The following is a 19,305-nucleotide window of genomic DNA, read 5'->3' as shown; positions in this document are numbered from 1 at the left end:
AGCCGATTCGCGGATGCGCAAGGTGCGCGCGCCAGCGTAGCGGGCGTGCGGGTGCCGGTCGGCCAGTAGCATCGCCTCCTTGCGGAGGAGACTCCCTCCGCGCCCGGGACTTGAGGGCGGCGGTTGCGATGTCCCCTCTGTTTTCTAGGGATTTGATGCTCCGGTGAGCCAGATCGTCGTCAAGCGTCCGCCCCGGTCGCTGCCGCCCGAAGTCCCTTCGGGGGAACTGCGGCTGGAGGCCCCGCCGGAGCTTGCGCGCGGGCAGCAGGAGGGCGTGCTGATGCAGGTCCTCCCGATGCTCGGGATGGGCTCCTCCGCCGTCTTCTTCTTCCTGCCGGGCATCCCGTCGTTCATGCGGATCATGGGCATGCTGATGATGGTGTCGACGGCGGCCATGCTGGTGGCCCAGCTGGTGCGCCACCGGCGCGGTACGCAAGGGCAAATGGCCGATGCGCGCCGGGACTATCTGAGGTACCTGGCGCAGACGCGCCGTCAGGTGCGCGGGACCGCGCGGGCCCAGCGTGACGCCCAGCTGTACCTGCACCCGGCTCCGGAGCAGCTGTGGTCGGTGGTGGCCGGGGGCTCGCGGCTGTGGGAACGGCGGGTCGGCGACGCGGACTTCGGGCAGGCCCGGCTGGGGCTGGGCGCGCAGCGCCTGGCGACCCCGCTGGTGGCTCCGGACACGGCTCCGGTGGACGAGCTGGAGCCGCTCACGGCGGGCGCGATGCAGCGGTTCCTGAACGTGCACTCCTCGCTGGAAGGGCTGCCGGTGGCGGTGTCGCTGCGGGCCTTCTACCACGTGACGGTGTCCGGGGAGCCGGAGTCGGCGCGCGGGACGGCGCGCGCGCTGGTGGCGCAGCTGGCGACGCTGCACTCCCCCGAGGACCTGGTGGTGGCGGTGGTGGCCGCGCCGGGCGCGGTCCCGGACTGGGACTGGGTGAAGTGGCTGCCGCACACCCAGGTGCCGGGGCAGATCGACGGGGCCGGTACGAAGCGGCTGTTCGGCGACGACCTCGGTGAACTGGAGGGGCTGTTGGGCTCCCGGCTGGAGGGGCGGCCCCGGTTCGGCCGGGAGGGGTCGCCGGTGCTGGACCAGCCGCACGTGGTCCTCGTACTGGACGCCGGTTCGCGCGGGGGCCTGGTGCCGGCGGACTCGGTGTTCGCGGCGGACGAGGGGCTGCAGGGCGTCACCGTCGTCGAGGTGGTGACGGGCGACCTGGACGAGGCGCGCGGCGGACTGTCGGTCGTGGTGCGGCCGGGCAGGCTGCGGCTGGAGTCGGGCGCGGGCGTCGCCTACGAGGGCGTGCCGGACACCTTGTCGCTGCCGGCGGCCGAGGCGCTGGCCCGGCAGCTGGCGCCGCTGCGGACGGGCGGCGGGGACGACGACGAGCCGCTGCTGGCCGATCTGGACTTCACGGACCTGCTGAACCTGGGCGACGCCGCTTCCGTCGACGTGGCCCGGACCTGGCGGCCGCGGTCCGCCGGTGAGCGGCTGCGCGTGCCGATCGGCGTCGGCGAGGACGGCTCCGCGGTGATGCTGGACCTGAAGGAGGCCGCGCAGGAGGGCATGGGCCCGCACGGGCTGTGCGTGGGCGCGACCGGTTCGGGCAAGTCGGAGCTGCTGCGCACGCTGGTGCTGGGGCTGGCGGTCACGCACACCTCGCAGACGCTGAACTTCGTGCTCGCCGACTTCAAGGGCGGGGCGACCTTCACCGGGATGGGAAAGATGCCGCACGTCGCGGCGGTCATCACCAACCTGGCGGACGACCTCACGCTCGTGGACCGCATGGGCGACTCGATCCGCGGCGAGCTGCAGCGCCGGCAGGAGCTGCTGCGCTCGGCGGGCACTTACGCGAACATCCACGACTACGAGAAGGCCCGCGCGGCCGGTGCTCCGCTGGAGCCGCTGGCCTCGCTGGTGCTCGTCATCGACGAGTTCTCGGAACTGCTCACGGCCAAGCCGGACTTCATCGACATGTTCCTCCAGATCGGCCGCATCGGCCGGTCGCTGGGCGTGCACCTGCTGCTGGCCTCGCAGCGGCTGGAGGAGGGCAGGCTGCGCGGGCTGGACACCTACCTGTCGTACCGGATCGGTCTGCGGACCTTCTCGGCCGCGGAGTCGCGGACCGCGATCGGGGTGCCGGACGCCTACCACCTGCCGTCGGTGCCCGGTTCGGGCTATCTGAAGTTCGGCACGGACGAGATGACCCGCTTCAAGGCGGCGTACGTCTCGGGCACCTACCGGACGGGCGGCCCTGACCTGTCGGCCGGGCCGTTCCCGGTGGAGCGGCGGCCGGTGCTGTTCACGGCGGCGCCGGTGCCGGTGGTCCACGCGGCTCCGGACCCGGCCCACCTGTCGGCGCGGGCGGCGCAGGCCGAGCGGGCCGGGCAGGGGGGCGACGCGCCGGCGGACACGGTCCTGGACGTGATCGTGGGACGGCTGGAGGGGCAGGGGGTGCCGGCGCACCAGGTGTGGCTGCCGCCGCTCGACCAGGCTCCGCCGCTCGACCAGCTGCTGCCGGCGCTGGCGCCCTCGGCGGAGCGCGGGCTGCACGCGCGGGGGTACACGCGGCCGGGCGGGCTGGTCGTACCGCTCGGGCTCGTCGACAAGCCGTTCGAGCAGCGGCGCGAGGTGCTGTACCGGGACTTCTCGGGTGCGGCGGGCCACATGATGGTGGTCGGCGGCCCGCAGTCGGGCAAGTCGACGCTGATGCGGACGCTGATCTCCTCGTTCGCGCTGACGCACACCCCGCGCGAGGTGCAGTTCTACGGACTGGACTTCGGCGGCGGTGGTCTGTCGTCGGTCGCCGGCCTGCCGCACGTGGGCGGGATCGCCTCCCGGCTGGACCCGGAGCGGGTGCGGCGTACGGTCGCGGAGGTCGGCGGCGTGCTGCGCCGGCGCGAGGAGTCCTTCCGCGCGAACGGCATCGACTCGATCGGCACCTACCGGCGCCGGCGGGCCGCGGGCGAGCTGCCCGGGGAGGCCTGGGGCGACGTCTTCCTGATCATCGACGGCTGGGGCGGCTTCCGGGGCGAGTACGAGGCCCTGGAGCAGATCGTCACGGACATCGCGGCCCGGGGCCTGGGGTACGGCATCCACGTGGTGGTCACGGTCTCCCGGTACATGGAGGTCCGGGCGGCGCTGAAGGACCAGATGCTCAGCCGGCTGGAGCTGCGCCTCGGCGACGTCATGGACTCCGAGTTCGACCGCAAGGTCGCGGCGAACGTCCCGACGGGCATGCCGGGCCGGGGCCAGGTCGCGGAGAAGCTGCACTTCCTCGGCGCGCTGCCGCGGATCGACGGCTCGCACGCGGCGGAGGACCTCTCGCAGGCCACGGCCGCCTTCGTGGCCTGCGTCAAGCAGGAATGGGCGGGCGAGGCCGCCCCCGGCGTCCGGCTGCTGCCGCGGCTGCTCCACGCCGACCGGCTGCCCAGGGGCGGGGAGTGCCCGGAGCGCGGGATCGCGATCGGCATCGACGAGACCGACCTGGAGCCGGTGTTCGTCGACTTCGAGACCGACCCGTTCCTCCTCGTGTTCGGCGAGAGCGAGTCGGGCAAGACGAACCTGCTGCGGCTCATCGCCCGGCAGATCGCGGATCGCTACGGCCCGCACCAGGCGCGGCTCGTGGTCGGGGACTACCGGCGGAGCCTGCTCGGGGCGCTGCCGCAGGAGCACCTGTTGGAGTACGCGCCGGTGGCGAGCTCCCTGCAGATGCACATGGAGGCGCTGAGCGGGGTGTTCGCGCGGCGCCGGCCCCCGCAGGACGTCACTCCGCAGCAGTTGCGGGACCGCAGCTGGTGGACGGGCCCGGACCTGTTCGTCATCATCGACGACTTCGACCTGGTGGCCACGAGTCAGGGCAATCCGCTGGCGCAGCTGGTGGAGTTCCTGCCGTTCGCGCGGGACACGGGCGTCCGCTTCGTCATCGCGCGCGGCTCGGCGGGTGCCTCGCGCGCGCTGTACGAGCCGTTCATGCAGCGGATCAAGGAGCTGGGCGCGCAGGGCCTGGTGCTGTCGGGCGATCCGTCCGAGGGCGACCTGGTCGGCAGTGTCCGGCCGCGTCCGATGCCGCCGGGCCGGGCGTCCTTCGTCTCGCGCAAGCGCGGGACCTCGCTGGTGCAGATCGGCCGGACGCCGGCGATGTAGGCGGGGGCGGGAGGGCGGGGGCGGCGAGGTTCGGGAAGGTTCCGCAAAGCCTCCCGCACGCGGCCGGCCGGCACCGATAATCGGCAGGGACCGCACCACCGAAGGAGAGGCCGCACATGGGCACTCAGCAGGAGAAGGACGAGCTGTACGCGCTCGACATCAGCGGCGTCGAATGGGAGGGCCCGCCCGGGTCCAGCCCGGACGAGGAGCGGGTCGAGATCGCGCGGCTGCCCGAGGGCGCTGTGGCGATGCGGTCCTCGCTGGACCGGGACACCGTGCTGCGCTACACCGCGGCCGAGTGGGAGGCGTTCGTACTCGGGGCCAGGGACGGGGAGTTCGACTTGGACCGGGGCCCGCGCTGAGGCCCGTACCGGCCTTCGCGTAGCGCGTGGTCCGCGCAGCTCGCGCACGGGGAAGGGGCGCGCCCGCACCGGGCGCGCCCGGTGCGGGCGCGCCCCTTCCCCGTGCCGCGTGACGTGTCCGCCGGGCTCAGTAGGCCTCGGTGAACAGGCGCGAGGCCTTCACGTCGGTGGCGCGATAGTCGTTCTTGCCGCGCTCGATGAGGTCGGCGACCAGGCGCAGCTGGGCGCGCATGTGGTCGGCCTTGCCCTTGTACTTGCGCTGCAGCTCGATGTACTGGACGTGCGCCTGGCCGTCCCAGGTGTCGGTGACGACCGTCAGGGCCTGGTCCATGTCCTCCAGGTCCTGCTTGATCTTGTCCGAGACGGTGCGGATGCGGTCCGCCATGAGCTGGACGCTCTCGTACCGGACCTTGGTGTGCCCGTCGTTCGCGGTCATGCTCTTCTCCTTCGCACGGGGCGGGGCGGGTGGTGGGGGAAGCGGGGCCGGCTCAGATGCCGTTGAGGCCGGAGGTGTTGCCCCCGCCGGCGGCGGCCCTGACCGACCGGAACGCCGCGACCACGTCGTCGTCCTGCGCGTTGCTCAGGTTCTTGGTCTGCGACACGGCGTGGTGCAGGACGCCGAGCAGCCTGCGGATCTCGTCGTGGTCCTCGTTGACGACCACCTGGGCGGAGGTGAACCCGGAGGCACCCACACCGGTCCAGCCGGCGCTCACCGTGGAGAGGATGTCCGCCAGTTCGCGGGACTGCCGGGTGACGCTGTCGGCGGTCTGCGCGATCCGGTCCATCGCCCGGCGTACCGGGGTATCAGCGAGTCCGAAATTGTCGGTCATCCGAAGCTCCTCATTTCTCGATTCGCCCGGCGGAACCGGCGGAACCGGCGGTTCCCCGATCGCAGTCGCGAAGCATGCGAGCACTGTAGTCAGTTCATCGACCTTGCCCAACAAGGCCTTTGGGGAGGAGTTGACGAACCGTGACCGTTCACTGCAAACGACCACGCCGGGTCCGGGCGTCCCGGACCACCGTCGCGGTCCCGGAGATCACGGCGATGAGCACGCCGCCGATGCCCAGCGCGTAGGTTCCGAGCCGCTCGTCCCGTTCCCGCGCCGTCTCGCCCGTGCGCATCGCGGCCGGCTCCGGAGCGGCCGCCGGGGGCGGTCCCGGGTCCGGCACGGGGGGCCTCGGGGTCTCGTGGTCCTGGGTGAGGGCGCGGACCGGGTCGACGACGCCCCAGCCCACGTAGTCGTCGCGGCCGTTGACGGAGCGCTCGGCGGTGTTCTGGAGCTGCCAGACCACCTCCTGCGCGCTCCACCGCGGGTGCTCGGCGCGCACCAGGGCGGCGACCCCGGCGACGTAGGGCGCGGAGAAGCTGGTGCCGTTGTCGACGCACTGGCCGAAGCCGGGGACGGTGGAGACCATGTCGACGCCGGGGGCCGCGATCCCGATGAAGGAGCCCGGCTGGGAGAAGGCGGCACGCTCGTTGTTGCGGTCGGAGGAGCCGACGGCCAGGACGCCGGGGAAGGCCGCCGGGTAGGTGGGGCGCTTCCGGCCGCTCAGCCCGTCGTTGCCCGCGGAGGCGATGACGACGACGTCCGCCTCGACCGCTTTCTCGACCGCCCGGCCGAGCTCGGAGTCCGGGGCGAGCCGCGCGTCGGTGTCCTGGGAGATGTTGATGACCTGGGCGCCCTTGGCCACCGCGTGGCCGATGGCCTCGCCGAGGGTCTCGGCGTTGCCGCTGCCCTGGCCGTCGTTCTGCCGGATCGGGATGACCGTGGCCTCGGGGGCCAGGCCGACGAAGCCGGTACCGGGCTTGGGGCGGGCCGCGATCAGCCCGGCGACCTTGGTGCCGTGGCCGACGGTGTCATGGGTGCCGTCGCCCCCGGGGTCGAGGTAGTCCCGGCCGGCCCCGATGTCGAGGGCGTCGCCGAGCTGGGGGTTGACGCGGTCGACGCCTGTGTCGATGACGGCGACGCGGACGCTCTTGCCGTCCTCGGAGCGGCCCTTGGTCTGCGCCCAGAGCTCGTCGAGCAGCAGCCTCCGGAGCGCCCAGGGGCGGTCCGCCATCTGCTTCCTCATGGGGAAGGCGCACTCGCCGGCGCCGGCCGGCCGCGGGGTGTACGGGGCCTCGCGCGCGCTCGCGTACGAGGACTGCGGCGCGGCGGCCAGCGCGAGGGCGGCGGCCGCCAGCAGGCCCGCGAGGGCGGGCTTCGAGACGGCCCTCGCGGCAGGCTCCGGAGCCTGCTCGCGCGCCTGCTCGCGCGCCTGCTCGGGAGCCTGCTCGGGAGCCTGCTCGGGGGCCGGCTCGGGAGCCTGCTCGGGGGCCGGCCCCGGGATCGACAGGGGGACCGGCCCGGCGACCGGCCCGCGGACCGGTTCCGGGGTGCTCCGCATCACGATCCCTGGGGCTGGCGGGCGGCGTTGCTGTCGAGGCGCGGGCCCTTGGAGAGGAACTCCGACCACGCGACGGGCACCGTCACCGGGACCACGTCCCCGTAGCCGAGGCGGGACTGGGCCTGGCTCGGTGCGGGACGGCCGTCGGAGGCGGGCTGCCCAGGCGCGCCGGGCGCCGCGGGTGCGCCGGCGGCCCCGGACACCGCGGGCGGGGGCTGGGCGGAGTCGCTGTCGCCGTTGGCCTGGACGGCGTAGCGCAGACCGGTGTCGGTGAGCAGGAAGAGGGATCCGCCGGCGGTGGTCTGGCGGCCCTGCGCCTGCGTGTAGAGCAGGCCCGTGCCCGGGGTGACGTAGGCGCTCGTACCGCCGGCGGTGATGTCGGCGGGGAAGCCGGTGCCGGCCCAGGTGCTCAGCGTCCGGTCGCCGTGGCCGTCGACCGAGCGCAGGACGGAGCAGACGGTGTCGCGGTCGCCTTCGGCGCCGGTGGCGGGAGCGCCCGCGGGGCGGACCTCGTTGATCCGGTCGGCCTTCTTCGCCGGCCACAGCGCGTCGCCCTCGAAGGGGACGGGGTCCGGGTCGATGGACTGCAGGTCGACCTCGCGGGGCTTGCCGTGCATGTCGAGGCCGTCGGTCGCGGGCGAGGAGATCACCAGCCAGGCGACGAACTCGGAGACGGGGACCACCTTGCCGGGCAGGACGAGGTAGTGCTGCGCTCCGGAGCCGGTCTCGGCCTTGAGCACCATGCCGACCTTGTCGTCGGCGCCGGCCAGGCCCTCGACCCCGGCGGGGGTCCCGGCCTTCGCGCCGGGCAGCTGCGGGAAGGCCAGGTCGTCGCCGGAGTTCAGGGTGGCCAGCCACTCCTCGGTGACCGGCTGCGGGGTGGCGCTGCCGCCGACGAGGGCGTTGGTCATCGTCCCCGCCTCGGCCGTGCCCTCGGGGAAGCGGTACTTCGTGCCCGCCGCGTCGACGAGGTAGCGGCCCTTGGCCGCGCCGGTGCTCTGGACGTACAGGGCCTGGGAGTCGGAGAGCCGGCGGTCGTCGTCCGTCAGCTCCGCCTCGCGGTCGGCGAGGACGAAAGTGGCGCTCTGCACGCCCCGGCCGTTGCCTCCGGGCTGCTGACAGACGGCCCACCGCTTGGCCTTCGCCGCGTCCTCGGGTGCGGGCAGCCGGTCGGGGGCGTACGGGATGCCGACGACGGGGCCGCGCGGCAGCTTGCCCGCGTCCAGCACCTTGTCCTCGACCTGGACGACCTTGACCTGCGCGGGATCGAGCAGGAGCCGGGCGGAGGCGAGGTTCAGCACCGGGTGCAGCCGGGCCTGGTCCTTGCCGTCGACCTTGGTCGTCAGGACGACGTACCGGGTCGTCGACTGCTTGCCGACGATGACCCGGGCTCCCGGGGTGTCCCACCCCCTGGGGGCCGTCGGCCGGAACATGCCCCAGGCGCCGAAGGCCGCGAGGACCAGCGCCGCCGTCACCACACCGGGTACGACCGCGCGCAGCGGCCGCGGCGCACCCTCCTCGGTCCCGGTCGCGGAAGGCCGAAGGAACGCGGCCACCGTGCGTCGCTTCGCAAATGTGTACGCATTGAGCTCGTCGCGTCGTGACGCCATGGCCGCCTGTTCCTCCCCGCGCGGCCCGGTCGGTGGATGCGGTCGCCGGGCCCCGATTGTCCGACCGGCCACCCACTATGCCTTGACGGCGGGGCAGGCGTGGGCCGAGTAGGGTGAGGCAGCCGCTCCACGCCCTCCGGCCGGGGAAACAAGGGGTGTTGGGCGGAGGGGGAAGGCTCCGGTGGCGCGTGGCGGACGGTCGTGCGTGACGTCGGAATTCACCGTTCCGAGCACTCGAAAGGGGAGGTGCGCGAGTGATGGCCACTGCCGCAAGGCCGCGGGCCGGGGCCGCCGCACCCGCGCGAGCCGGGGTGACACCGCATCCGATGTCCAGCCCGCGGCGGCTCGGCCCGTTCCGATTGCAACAACTCGTACTCCTCCAAGTCGCCGCGGCCGCACTCCTGGTGGCCTGGGTGGTGGAACCGCTGCTGCTCGCCCCGGCCGGAGTGCTCGCCCTGGTCCTCGTGCCGCTCGCGGTCGTACGGCGCCACCGGCGCTCGCTGCCCGACTGGATCGGCGGCGCGCTGGCGCTGCGCACGCGTCGGCGCCGGGCCGCCGCCGGCGCCGTGCCGGCCGGCACCGAGCCGGGGCTGGCCCCGCTCGTCGAGGCCGATCCGGCACTGCGGACCCTCACGTTCAGCGGGCGGGAGCGCGACCGTGACCGGCGCCCCGTCGGGATGGTCGGCGACGGCACCTTCCTGACGGCGGTCGTCCAGGTCGACATGGACGCCACCGCCCTGCGGCCCGACCGGGGGGCCCGGCCGCTGCCGCTGGCCCTCGTACGGGACGTCCTCGAAGTGGACGGCATCCGGCTGGAGTCGGCGCAACTGGTGCAGCACACCCAGCCGGCGCCGGCGCCGCACCTGCCGGCCCAGTCGATGGCGACGCGCAACTACGCCCCGCTCCAGGCCCTGACGGGAAGTCCGGCGGTGCGCCTCACCTGGATCGCGCTCAAGCTCGATCCGGAGCTGTGCCCCGAGGCGGTCACCGCGCGCGGCGGCGGGCTCGCGGGCGCGCAGCGCTGCCTGGTGCGGGTGGCGGACCAGTTGGCGAGCCGGCTCTGGGGCGCCGGGTTCCGGGCGACCGTGCTCACGGAGCAGGAGCTCACGGGCGCGCTGGCCACCTCCTCGTGCGCGAACCCGATGGCGATCACCCGGGCGGGGCGCTCGGCCGCCACGGAACGGCGCACGGAGGAGACCCCGCGGACCTGGCGCTGCGACGACCGGCGGCACACCACGTACTGGATCGGCCGGTGGCCGCAACTGGGCGGCGCCGGGGCGGGGCTGCCGCAGTTCGTGGCGCTGCTGACCTCGCTGCCCGCGCTGGCCACCAACTTCAGCCTGACGATGGCCCCGGCCGCCCGGCACGAGGTCGCCCTGACCGGGCACGTCCGCGTCACCGGGTGCAGCGACGAGGAACTGGTCGCCGCCCGGCGGGCGCTGGAGCGTTCGGCGCGGGGCGTCAAGGCAGGGCTGGTGCGCCTGGACCGGGAGCAGGTGCCGGGGCTGCTGGCCTCGCTGCCGCTGGGAGGAGCGCGATGAGGATCAGGACGAGAGGCGGCCTCGGTCTGGTCGGACCGCGCGGGGAGCGGCACGTGGTCCAGGCCGCGGACCTGGACGCGCTGGCGCTGCCGGTCGGGGACGACGGGGTCGTCATCGGCGAGGACGCGCAGGGCCGGCCGGCGGTCCTCGGCGTCAACCGGCCCACCCCGTACGAGGTCACGCTGATCGGCGGCCTGTGGACGGCCCAGGTCCTGGCCCTGCGGGCGGTGGCCACGGGTGCGCGGGTGGCGGTGGAGACCGGGCGCGGCCAGGTGTGGTCCGGCCTCGCCCAAGCGGCGGGCGGCGGCCGGCAGTGCGTGACCCTGCACGACGTGGGCCGGGTGCCGCCGCAGGGCGCGTCGGCGGGCAGTCCGGTCCTGGTGATCCGCGACTGCGGAATGCGCCCGCCGCGCGGCCGCGTCGCGGCGGGCCCCTGGCAGTCGGTGCTGACCCTGCTGCCGTACCTGAGCCCGACGGCCCCCCGGCTGCTGCGCAACGCCTCGCTGGTGGGCGTCCAGCGGGTCTCCCCGGACGAGGCGGAGCAGATCGGCCGGCTGATGCGGCTGCCTCAGGCGACGGTGGAGTCGCTGCCGACGCTGGGCGACGGGGTGACGCTGTGGTGCACGCGGCGGGACCGGCAGTTCGTGATGACGCGGCCGACGGACACGGAGACGGGCCTGCTGGGTCCGGCGCGGCGGATCGACTAGGCGTCTCTTTCCGATCTTGTCGCCCGGCGAGATCCGAAAGAGACGGCCTGGTGCTGTGGCCGGGAGGGCTTGCCGGGGCGCGCGACACCCCTGGCCTCGGGGGTGAGGGAGGTTCAGCCGCACGGGGGACGCCGCGAGCGGCCGGCCGTCGGGGTGGGTGCGGTACGGCTGCTCCCCCCAAGCCGGGTGACGGAGTCTCGGGGGCGGGGTGCGGACGGTCCCCGTCCGGTGGGCTGACTTCGGGTGGCCTACGGGGACGGGCCGACGGGGACGGAGCGGCGGGGGCGGATACTGGCTACCGGGCGCGATTAGGCTGAACGTCGGCGTGGCGTGGTGCCGGACGCCGGACCAGTGTTCGACAGACCAGGAGGATCAGTGAGCGGCGATCGGAACGAGAGGCGCGGCGGGACGTGGGACGTCCCGACGGACGATCAGTCCGACGCGGAGCCCGAGCTGACGGGCGAGTTCACCATCGACTACACCCCGCCGGCCTGGTACACGCAGGGCGCGACCCCGGCCACCGCGCCGGTCCCCGGCCTGCCCGAGGGCAGCGGCTTCGAGCCCCACCGCCCGGCGGAGCCCGCGCCGACCACCCCGCCGGCCCTGCGCCCCGCGACCGACGCTCCGCACGCGGCGGCTCCGACCGACGCGGAGGACTCCGCCCCGCCGGCGTACCCGTCGCCGCCGGCCCCGTACGCAACCCCGGCCCCGGCAGCGCCTTCGCCGCTCCCTGGCCTGACCGGGTACGCGAGCCCGGCCGGCACGGACCCGGCGGCGTTCTCGATCCCGGCCGCGCGGTCGGCCCCGGCCGGCACGAGCCCTTCGGCGTTCTCCATCCCGGCCGCACCGTCGGCCCCGGCCGACGTGACGCCCCCGCCGCTTCCGATCCCTGCCGCACCGTCGGACGCAACGCCCTCGGCGACCCCGTCGTCGGAACCGGCCGGCACGAGCCCCGCGGCGTTCTCCATCCCGGCCGCACCGTCGGCCCCGGCGGACGCGGCGCCCTCGCCCTTCCCGCACCCGGCCGCACCGTCGGCCACCACCGACGCAACCCCCTCGGCCTACCAGGCCGCAGGCCCGGTGGCACCGACCCCGTCGGCCGACCCGTACAGGGCCCGGGCCAGCGCGGACCCCTCGGCGTTCTCGATCCCGGCCGCACCATCGGCCCCCGCCGACGCAACGCCCCCGCCGCTTCCGACCCCGGCCGCACCGTCGGACGCAACGCCCCCCGCATACCCCGCCGCAGGCCCCACGGCACCAGCCCCGTCGGCCGACCCGTACAGGGCCCGGGCCAGCGCGGACCCCTCGGCGTTCTCGATCCCGGCCGCACCATCGGCCCCCGCCGACGCAACGCCCCCGCCGCTTCCGACCCCGGCCGCACCGTCGGACGCAACGCCCCCCGCATACCCCGCCGCAGGCCCCACGGCACCAGCCCCGTCGACTGACCCGTACTCAGCTCCGGCCGGCACGAGCCCCTCGGCGTTCTCGATCCCGGCCCCGCAGTCGGCACCCCCGGCGTACCCCGCCGCACCGACCCCGTCGGCCGACCCCTACACGGCACCCTCCGACGCGACGCCCCCGCCGCTCCCCAGCCCGGCCGCACCATCGGCCCCGGCCGACGCGGCCCCCTCGCCCTCCCCGTTCCAGGCCGCGCAGTCGGCCCCGGCCGACGTGGCGCCCTCGGCGTACCCCTCCGCAGGCCACACGGCACCGGCCTCGACGGCCGACCCGTACGCCGCTCCGGCCGACGGGGGCCGCGCGCCCTTCACGACCCCGGCCGACGTGACGCCCTCGGCGTACCCGGCCGCCCCGACCCCGACGGCCGACCCGTACGCCGCTCCGGCCGACGGGGGCCGCGCGCCCTCGGTGTACTCGAGCCCGGCCGCGCCGGCGGCCTCGGCCGTGTCCTACGCGAGTGCGGAGCCGGGGAGCGTGTCTCCCGAAGGGGCCGCGGACAGGAGCTCGGCCCCGGCCGATGCCGTGCCCGCGCCTTGGGCCCCGGAGGCCCCTCGGGCCGACGCTGACGCACCCGCGGAGCCGGCCCCGGCGATCGCGCCCGTACCCGTACCCGTGCGGACGCCGACTCCCGCCCATGGGACGGTCGTTCCGGCAGCCCTGGCGGAACACCCGCTCCAGGACTCCCCCGCCGGGGCTGTCTCGGAGCCCGAGGACGTGCCGCCCTCCGCCGAACTCCCGCCTTTGCCGCCGGAGTTCGCCTCATCCACCCCGCCGCAGGCCGGTTGGGAGCTCCCGCCCGCCGCGGCCGCCGCGCCGCAGGCCGGTTACGAGATCCCCTTGCCCGCACCGCAGCAGGCGCAGCCGCAGCCGCAGCCCGCCGGATACGGATTCCCGCCGCCCACGCAGCAGTACGCCCAGTCCCAGCCGCCGCAGGCCCCGCAGGCGCCGAACGCCCCGTACACCGACCCCCGCGCCGCCGGCCAGTGGCAGCAAGGCCCGCAGCCCGGCCAGGGCCCCCAGGGCCCCCAGCCGGGGCAAGACCCCCGCTATGCCGCCGCCCAGCCCGCCGGCGGCGCCCCGCTCGGTTACACCGCCGCCGTCGAGCTGTCGTCCGACCGCCTGCTGCGCGGCAAGCAGAAGGCCAAGAGCGGCAGCAACGCCCCCGGCGGCAGCCTCTTCCGCTTCGGCGGCAAGGCGGCCGAAGCGGAGCGGCGCCGCAAGCTGGAGCTGATCCGCACGCCGGTCATGTCCTGCTACCGCATCGCCGTCATCAGCCTCAAGGGCGGCGTCGGCAAGACCACGACCACCACCGCTCTGGGCGCCACCCTCGCCACCGAGCGCCAGGACAAGATCCTGGCCATCGACGCGAACCCCGACGCCGGCACCCTCGGCCGCCGCGTGCGCCGCGAGACCGGGGCCACGATCCGGGACCTGGTCCAGGCGATCCCGTACCTGAACTCGTACATGGACATCCGGCGGTTCACCTCCCAGGCCCCCTCCGGGCTGGAGATCATCGCCAACGACGTCGACCCGGCCGTCTCGACGACCTTCAACGACGAGGACTACCGCCGCGTCATCGAGACGGTCGGCCGCCAGTACCCGATCATCCTCACGGACTCGGGCACCGGCCTCCTCTACTCCGCGATGCGCGGCGTCCTGGACCTGGCCGATCAGCTGATCATCATCTCCACGCCGTCCGTCGACGGCGCGAGCAGCGCCAGCACCACCCTGGACTGGCTCTCCGCGCACGGGTACGCCGATCTCGTCTCGCGCTCCCTCACCGTGATCTCCGGGGTCCGCGAGACCGCCAAGATGATCAAGGTCGAGGACATCGTGCGGCACTTCGAGACCCGCTGCCGCGGGGTCGTCGTGGTGCCGTTCGACGACCACCTCGCGGCCGGCGCCGAGGTCGACCTCGACCTCATGAAGCCCAAGACGCGCGAGGCGTACTTCAACCTCTCCGCCCTGGTCGCCGAGGACTTCCCGCGCGCGCAGCAGCAGGCGGCGCAGAACCACTGGGGCCAGCAGCCGCCGCAGCAGCACCCCCAGCCCGGCCAGCCGTACAACCAGCCGCCACAGCCCCAGCAGCCCCAGCAGCCGTACAACCAGCCCCAGCAGCCCTACCCCACGCCCGGCCAGCCCTGGCAGCAGCAACCGCAGCCCCAGTCCCAGCCCCAGTCCCAGTCCCAGTCCCAGCCGCCGCAGCAGCAGCCGGGCCAGCCCCCGCGCGACCCGCGCCTGGGCTGACGCAGCCGAAGAACGCGCGAGGGCCCGTACCGGTCTGCATTCCAGACCGGTACGGGCCCTCGCCCGTCCGGCGTGCCCAGCACGCCGGTGCCCGTACTAGTGCGCTTCGCGCGCCTCCGCGTCATACGACTCCGTCAGCACCCGCGCCCGCTTCACGTCGTCCGCGATCGCCTCCAACAGCCCGTCGAGCGACTCGAACTTCGCCATCCCCCGCACGTACGCGAGGAAGTCGACGGTCACGTGCATGCCGTACAGGTCCAGCCCGACGCGGTCGATCGCGTACGCCTCCACGGTCCGCTCGGTCGCGTCGAACTGCAGGTTCGTCCCCACCGAGATCGCCGCCGGCATCCGCTCGCCGTCCGCCGTCAGCCAGCCCGCGTACACCCCGTCCGCCGGGATCGCGGTGTGCGGCTGCGTCTCGACGTTCGCCGTCGGGTAGCCGAGCTCGCGCCCGCGCTGCGCACCGCGCACCACGACGCCCTCGACCCGGTGCGGCCGTCCCAGGATCTCGGCCGCGCCGTCCATGTCGCCCTGCGCCACGAGCGCCCGCGCGAGCGTCGAGGAGAACGGCACTCCGCCGCCCGCCTCGCCGCGCTCCACCAGGTCGACGACCTCGACCTCGTAGTCGTAGGTGGCACCCAGCTCTCGCAGGAAGTCGACGTTGCCGGCGGCCTTGTGGCCGAAGCGGAAGTTCGGCCCCTCGATGACCGCGCACGCGTGCAGCTTGTCGGCGAGCACCTTGACGATGAAGTCGGCCGGGGACAGCTGCGAGAACTCCGCCGTGAAGGGCAGGATCAGCAGCGCGTCGACGCCCAGTCCGGCCATCAGCTCGGCGCGCCGGTCGTACGGGGCCAGGATCGGCGGGTGGCTGCCGGGGCGGACGACCTCGCTCGGGTGCGGGCTGAAGGTGACGACGACCGAGGGGACGCCGAGCTCGCGCGCCTTGGCCACGGCCCGCCCGATGATCAGCTGATGGCCCCGGTGGACGCCGTCGTAGGAGCCGATGGTGACGACGCTGCGTCCCCAGTCCTGGGGGATGTCCTCCAAGCCACGCCAGCGCTGCACTGTGACCGCTCTCCTCGCCCGAACCGTGTAGGCCCTGTACTGATTGCCGATTGCAGGTCTAAGACTGCCATGCCGGTGGCCGGTGCCCATCATCGGCGTCGGCCGGGCGGGACGCGCTGTGAACGAGGGTCTCCACGGTCCGGCGCGCACTCGGCCCCAACAGCGCCGATGCCTCGTCCGGGGCCCCCTCCAGCCAGCGGACCACGACCGCTCCGAAGGCCGGCTCGGCCCGGGCCAGCTCGACCGTGCGGCGCTCGAAGACCGCCGGTCCGCCCGGTACCCGCAGCAGCCGGCGGCCGGCGCGCAGCAACATCTGCCGCGTACGGTCCTCGGCGCGCGCGCCGGCCCCCGCCGCCAGCGCGCCGAGGAACGCGTCGAGCACCTCCGGGTCGGGCTCCTCGCCCAGCAGTACGTCGGCCAGCTCGCCTCGGAGCGTGTACGAGGGCTCCGTGCCCGGCGCGGCCAGTACGGATGCCAGCGCGGCCCGTACCCGCGGCGGGCCGCAGCGCAGCAGGTCCAGTACGAACGGGCGGAGCACGGGGGCGGCGGCCAGCCCCTGTTCGAGCCTGCGATCCACGAACTCGGCGGCGTGCGCGGCGTCCTGCGGGTGGCGCGCGAGGTGCTCCCGTACGAGGTCGCCCGCGCGCCGCGCCAGACCCGGCGTCGTCAGCGCGGCCAGCGCACGCACCACCTCCCCGTCGGCCCGGTCCCGCAGGGCGGCGAACACCGCGTCCGGGTCGGGCAGCACGGGCAGGGCCGCGACCAGCGCGGAGGCGGGCAGCCGCGTCCCGCACCCGGGGTCGCGGAAGCAGGCGAGGGCGTCGGGCAGGTAGCGGGCCCGGACCTGGGGGTCGCGGAGCAGGATCCCCAGCGCGCTGCCGTGCAGGGGGGCGTCGTCGGGGCGGGCGAGCAGGGCCTGCGCGGCGTAGCGCAGCAGCTCGCGGTCGGCGGGGGTCCGCACGTGCGCGGCGGTGGCCGGCCCGTGGGCGGCGGCCGCGACCCGGCGGCCGGGCCGCGGGTCGTGGGCCCAGCGGTCCACGGCCCGGCAGAGCGCGGAGGGCTCGTCCTCGGCGAGTACGGCGAGCAGTTCGTCGGCCCGGGGGTGCGCGGCGGTGACGAGCGCCTCGGCGAGGTCGTCGACGGCGAGCCGCCGGTGGGTGTGCAGCAGCGCCTGCGCGGCGGTGGCGACGGTGGCCCCGGGCCGTCCGAGCAGCCGCCGCTCGTCGCGGAACCAGGCGCAGAGCAGCGGCTGCACGAGGCGCGGTGCCCGGACGAGCCGCCGGGCGGCGGCGTCGAGGTAGCGGTGGTCGCAGGGGACGAGCCGTCGCAGCAGATCGAAGCGATCCTCCTCGGCCAGCCGCAGCCGGTTCCAGAACCATCCTCCGAATTCCCCGGCGAGCGGATGCGCGAGCGGATGCGCGAGCGGATGCGCGGCCGCCTCCGTGGCGGCCAGCTGCTCCGCGACCGGGCCGTCGGGCGGCTCCGCCCGGACGCTGTCCGCCACGTGTGCGGCGAGGGCGTGCAGGAGGGGGAGGTGGGGGGTGGCGTCGGGGGCGCGGAGCAGGGTCTCGCGCAGGAGCCGGCCGGCCCACCAGAGGGTCTCGGGGTCGGTGGCCGCGCCGAGCACCGCCAGGAGCCGCGTCAGCGCCGTGCCGCTCTCGCCCGGGGGCAGCCGCAGCAGGGCCTCCAGCACCGGCCCGATGCGGTGGCGGGGGACGCCGCGGCCCAGGGCGTCGAGGGCGGCGGGGAGGTCCAGGTGTGCGGCCTGGAACCAGTCGGAGAGTTCCTCGTGCGCGAAGCGGTAGCCGTCGCCGGCGGGCACCAGCAGCCCCTCGGCGAGCGCGGCGGAGGCCCAGCCGGTGCGCCAGGGGAACAGCTCCTCGAAGGAGGCCCGGTCCAGCTGCCCCTGCCCGGGGCCCAGACATCGCCGCGCGGCCTCGTGCGCCCGCCCGGCCACCCGCGCGGCCAGCCGCGCCACCCCGGGGCCGTGCATCCCGCCCGGGTCCGCCGGTCCGGCCCCGGCGCCGCCCGCACCGGGGCCCGGACCCGGTGCGGCGTCGACGCCCGTCCCCGCGTCCGCGTCCCCGCCGGACCCGCCGGACCCGCCGAGGCCGCCGAGGCCGACAGCCTGGTCCGCGGGCTGCTCCGCGGGTCTACGGGGCTGCGGGACCGCGGCGCACACGCGGACGGCCACCCGCAGGCACAGCAGGTCCAGGTGCGCGTCGAAGACCTCGTCACGGCTCGGGCGCCCGGCGGTGACCCCGGCCGCGCGCACTTGCGCGAGCAGTCGCAGCGTGAGCGGGTGCCGGGCGTCGGCTTCCCCGACCGCGTCGGCCGGGATCCCCAGGCGGGTCCGGGCCGGTTCCGCCTCGTCCGGGGTGAAATCCCCGATCGGGAGCGCGGGCGGCAGCCGCCGGGCCGGCCGGGCCGGGGTGTGGAGCAGCCCGGGCGGGTACAACCTCCCGGCCGGCTCCCAGTGTTCGGGCCGGGCGGCGATCACCAGCCGGGTCCCGGTGGCGCGCAGCCAGGCGGCGGTGGCGTCGGTCCACGGGCCGAGGGCGTGCGCGAGCCCGGGCGGCATCTCCTCCGGCGCGTCCAGGACCACGAGCAGGGGCCGGCCGGCGCGGGCCACCAGCGAGGCGGCGGCCGAGGCCGTCGTCGCGGGCCCCGGAGCCGCCAGGATGCGCGACGCCCCGGCCAGCGCACGGGTCACCGCGTCGGCCAGCGAGGTGTCCTGGGCCCACAGGTCGGCGCCCCGGAGCCAGAGGGTCGGGGCGGGGATCGGGCCGTGGGCGCGGCGTACGGCCAGGGCCGCGAGGGCCGTGGTGCGGCCGGTGCCGGGCAGGCCCACGAGGGCGAGGACCGGGCGGTCCGCGGCGGTGAAGGCGTCCAGCTCGGCCGCGATCGCGGGGCGGTCCACGAGTTCCGGCCCCAGTGCGGCGAAGGCCCCGCCGAGGGTGGTTCCGGTGAGCTGGAGGGCTCCGGCGAGGTTCAGGTCGCCGCCGTGGCCGGGCACGGTGGCGGCATTGGTCCGCAGCAGCGCGGCGAGGGGCCCGCCGGGGTCGGCGGCGGCCGCTGCCGAGAGGGGCACCGCGAAGCCTCCGGAGCGGTGGTCCGCGCGCAGAGCGGTGCCCAGTACCGCGAGCACCGCTCCGGTGCCGGAGTCCAGCACCGGGCCCCCGCGGACCTCCCCGCCCCGCGTCAGCGCGTCGCGCCCGTCGGTCCCGATCGCCAGTTCCAGCGCCGCCGGCAGCACGTGGGAGCGGTCCGTCGCCGGGTAGGTGACATTCGCCCCGCCCAGTACCCGCGCCTGCCGCCAGCCCCGCGCGGCGACCCGTACGTACGTCCCGGGAGCGACCTCCTCCCGCAGCGCGATCGGCAGCGGCCGCACCCCGAGCCCGTCACTGCGTACGAGCGCCAGCCCGAGCTCGGGCAGGGCCGTCACGTCCGAGGCGCCCACCGGGCACGTCCGCTCCCCGGGGCCCGGGCCGTGCAGGACCATCCGGGCCATGCCGTCCACGGTCTCGTGGCCGGTCACCACCGTCCCGCGGTCGTCGGCGACGAAGCCGGTGCCCCGCGGGCGACCGGCTAGATCGCAGATCCTGACCAGTTCCGCCGTCACCGCACCACTCCCCGCCCCGCGCGCGCCGTATCCACGACGGTAGGCAGATGAAGATCAGCGGGAAAAGCACGCGAGGCGAAAGCGCCCCCTTGCACTCCCTCCATTCACTCCGAGCGCCTGCTCGGACGGGTGAATATCGGGGTCCGGGTGGATAGAGA

Annotated in this window: 11 protein-coding genes; 5 read left to right on the top strand and 6 right to left on the bottom strand. The window is 75.4% G+C overall.

The window, feature by feature from the left end:
* Positions 1-163 precede the first annotated feature (163 nt).
* Both eccCa and J7F03_RS07935 read left to right on the top strand, forming a co-directional pair.
* A complete protein-coding gene (gene eccCa / locus J7F03_RS07940) occupies positions 164-4,147 on the top strand; it encodes a type VII secretion protein EccCa (protein WP_214947942.1) in 3,984 nt (1,327 codons plus the stop codon).
* Between the two features lie 116 nt (positions 4,148-4,263).
* Positions 4,264-4,509: a DUF397 domain-containing protein gene (locus J7F03_RS07935; RefSeq protein WP_030161442.1), complete on the top strand. Its 246-nt coding sequence runs from the start codon at positions 4,264-4,266 to the stop codon at positions 4,507-4,509.
* Positions 4,510-4,636: 127 nt separating this feature from the next.
* Here the strand turns inward: J7F03_RS07935 and J7F03_RS07930 are convergent, their stop codons facing one another.
* The 4 genes from J7F03_RS07930 to eccB form a co-directional block, all read right to left on the bottom strand.
* Entirely contained in the window at positions 4,637-4,945 is a 309-nt protein-coding gene (locus J7F03_RS07930; RefSeq protein ID WP_214947941.1) for a WXG100 family type VII secretion target, read from the bottom strand.
* A gap of 52 nt (positions 4,946-4,997) precedes the next feature.
* Positions 4,998-5,339, bottom strand: coding sequence for a hypothetical protein (locus tag J7F03_RS07925; RefSeq protein ID WP_214947940.1), 342 nt, complete (start codon positions 5,337-5,339; stop codon positions 4,998-5,000).
* A gap of 148 nt (positions 5,340-5,487) precedes the next feature.
* Positions 5,488-6,897 carry a type VII secretion-associated serine protease mycosin gene (gene mycP, locus J7F03_RS07920; protein WP_374104284.1) on the bottom strand — a complete coding sequence of 470 codons (1,410 nt, stop codon included), beginning with the start codon at positions 6,895-6,897 and terminating at the stop codon, positions 5,488-5,490.
* Positions 6,897-8,507, bottom strand: coding sequence for a type VII secretion protein EccB (eccB, locus tag J7F03_RS07915; RefSeq protein WP_214947939.1), 1,611 nt, complete (start codon positions 8,505-8,507; stop codon positions 6,897-6,899). The genes mycP and eccB overlap by 1 nt, the downstream gene beginning before the upstream one ends.
* Before the next feature lie 257 nt (positions 8,508-8,764).
* On the opposite strand from eccB, the gene eccE reads away from it, so the two are divergent.
* The 3 genes from eccE to J7F03_RS41960 all read left to right on the top strand — a co-directional run bounded on the left by eccE (position 8,765) and on the right by J7F03_RS41960 (position 14,460).
* Complete coding sequence (eccE, locus tag J7F03_RS07910; RefSeq protein WP_214947938.1) at positions 8,765-10,048, top strand: type VII secretion protein EccE; 1,284 nt, start codon at positions 8,765-8,767, stop codon at positions 10,046-10,048.
* Positions 10,045-10,755 carry a hypothetical protein gene (locus J7F03_RS07905; protein WP_214947937.1) on the top strand — a complete coding sequence of 237 codons (711 nt, stop codon included), beginning with the start codon at positions 10,045-10,047 and terminating at the stop codon, positions 10,753-10,755. Before eccE ends, J7F03_RS07905 begins: the two co-directional genes overlap by 4 nt.
* 375 nt (positions 10,756-11,130) lie before the next feature.
* Positions 11,131-14,460: an SCO5717 family growth-regulating ATPase gene (locus tag J7F03_RS41960; RefSeq protein ID WP_214947936.1), complete on the top strand. Its 3,330-nt coding sequence runs from the start codon at positions 11,131-11,133 to the stop codon at positions 14,458-14,460.
* 96 nt (positions 14,461-14,556) lie between these two features.
* Here the strand turns inward: J7F03_RS41960 and J7F03_RS07895 are convergent, their stop codons facing one another.
* Together J7F03_RS07895 and J7F03_RS07890 are read right to left on the bottom strand one after the other, a co-directional pair.
* Complete coding sequence (locus J7F03_RS07895) at positions 14,557-15,525, bottom strand: bifunctional riboflavin kinase/FAD synthetase (RefSeq protein WP_214947935.1); 969 nt, start codon at positions 15,523-15,525, stop codon at positions 14,557-14,559.
* A gap of 58 nt (positions 15,526-15,583) precedes the next feature.
* Positions 15,584-19,147: a serine protease gene (locus J7F03_RS07890; RefSeq protein ID WP_214947934.1), complete on the bottom strand. Its 3,564-nt coding sequence runs from the start codon at positions 19,145-19,147 to the stop codon at positions 15,584-15,586.
* Positions 19,148-19,305 lie beyond the last annotated feature (158 nt).

This window comes from Streptomyces sp. ISL-43 (assembly GCF_018614195.1).
In the GTDB taxonomy this organism is placed as follows: Bacteria; Actinomycetota; Actinomycetes; order Streptomycetales; family Streptomycetaceae; genus Streptomyces.
This window is presented reverse-complemented; position numbering and strand designations above follow the sequence as displayed.